This is a genomic window from Inquilinus limosus MP06 (assembly GCF_000767795.1).
Taxonomy (GTDB): domain Bacteria; phylum Pseudomonadota; class Alphaproteobacteria; order DSM-16000; family Inquilinaceae; genus Inquilinus; species Inquilinus limosus_E.
Map to the genome: position 1 here is coordinate 1 of NZ_JANX01000894.1, position 1,667 is coordinate 1,667.

A 1,667-nucleotide genomic window follows, 5' to 3' on the forward strand; every position below is an offset into this window, starting at 1 on the left:
GCCCGCCATCTCGATCGCGATCTCGGTCGAGAAGGGCTCGCCGCGCCGGCGGCTGGCCGACTGGGCATAGGCGAGGTCGAGGCGGATCGACCGGGCGCCGGTCGCGGCGGCGAGGCTGACCACATCCATCGGCGAATAGGCCTGGGCCGGCAGCACGACCCCGTCGACGCTGCGGTATGTGGCGGCGGCGTCCTCGCCGCCGATCCAGCGCCATTGCCCGTCCTGCAGCACCTGGACCCGCGAGGTGGCGGTGACGATGCGGTCATAGTCGGCGGCGGCGGCCGGCCCGCCCATGTCCTGCTCGTCCAGCAGCACGCCGATCCGGATCTCGTCGATCCGCCGGTACGCCCGGCCGAAATGCAGGGCGGGGAACACCGCGGCGCCGGCCAGCCAATGGCTGGCCAGCAGCACCGGCGCGGTCGGGCGGTGGATCGCCTGCGCCACCTCCGGCCCGATCTCGAACACACCGCTCGAGGCGCTGACATAGGGGATGCCGCGGGCCTGGGCGGCGCGCAGGGAGTTCAGCGTCGCGTCCTTGACGAAGACGGCGACGGCACCGAAGTCGCGGTCCGGCTGGCCCAGATCGGGCCGGTCGAGATCGATCGCCGCCGCGTCGGCGCCGCCGATCTCGCGGGCCACCGCCTCGGCCTTGGCGAGATCGCGGCCGCCGATGGTGATCGGCAGCTCCGGCTGCAGCCGCCGCAGCGTGCGGGCGGCACGGGCGCCGACGATACCGGATCCGCCGATGATGAGAACGGGTTTGTACTGGGTCGCTGGCATCGCCATGCTCCTGATGCGGTGCGGCCGGACCTCGCCATCGGCCGCAGAACTTACAGATAGTAAGTTACTGATGGTAATTTCAAGGCCGGACCGAGAGGCCCCGGTCGAGGAGCGCGGATCGGGAGATGACCCCAACGCCTGCGAAGAAGCTGCCCAGGGCGGAGCGGCGCGACCAGTTGCTGGACACGGCGCTCGCGATCGTGCGCGCGGAGGGGACGGATGCGCTGACCCTTGCCCATGTCGCGGAACGCGCCGGCGTCAGCAAGCCGATCGCCTATGAGCATTTCGGCACCCGGTCCGGCCTGCTGATCGCCCTCTATGAGCGCATCGACGATCGCCAGGTGGCGGCGCTGCTGGAGGCGCTGGAGCGCACGCCGCGGCGGCTGGAGGATGTCGCCCGGGTGATGAGCCGCGCCTATATGGCCTGCTACCTCACCGCCGGGCCGGAAGCGCTGGCGATCACCGCGGCGCTCAGCGGCGACGGCGAGATGGAGGCGTTCCACCGGCGGCTGCTCGACCGCTACGTCGCCCTCTACCGGGGCGCGCTGGCGCCGTATTCGGCCCTGGCGCCGGGAGCGCTGCATCTCCGCTGCGTCGGCCTGATCGGCGCGGCTGAGGCGATCTCGCGCGACATGCTGCGCGGCCGGGTGGACGAGGCCGGGGCCACGGACGCCCTGGCGGCGCTGATCATCGGCGGGGTGGGGGAGTAAAGGCGGATCGGATCATCCCGATCGCATCAGTGCGGTAACGCGTTGCCTCTCCCGCTTGCGGGAGAGGTCGGAGACGCGAATCGGCTCCGGGTGAGGGGGAGTTTGTCGAGGCCGGGACCAGCCCTCACCCGGTCTCGCTGCGCGAGCCCGACCTCTCCCGCCTGGCGAGACCTTTTC

The 1,667-nt window shown here is 71.7% G+C and carries 2 protein-coding genes; one reads left to right on the forward strand and one right to left on the reverse strand.

Annotated features, from left to right (window positions below; all coding sequences use genetic code 11):
- A partial coding sequence (locus P409_RS33690) for a Rossmann-fold NAD(P)-binding domain-containing protein (protein WP_034848958.1) occupies positions 1–780 on the reverse strand: 780 nt, incomplete at its 3' end.
- Between the two features lie 125 nt (positions 781–905).
- Here P409_RS33690 and P409_RS33695 point away from each other — a divergent pair.
- Complete coding sequence (locus P409_RS33695; protein WP_034848960.1) at positions 906–1,490, forward strand: TetR/AcrR family transcriptional regulator; 585 nt, start codon at positions 906–908, stop codon at positions 1,488–1,490.
- Positions 1,491–1,667: the final 177 nt, after the last annotated feature.

What these genes read in the sequence shown, in the direction of transcription:
- P409_RS33695 (WP_034848960.1), top strand. Translation starts at nt 906, where the DNA reads ATGACCCCAACGCCTGCGAAGAAGCTGCCCAGGGCGGAGCGGCGCGAC.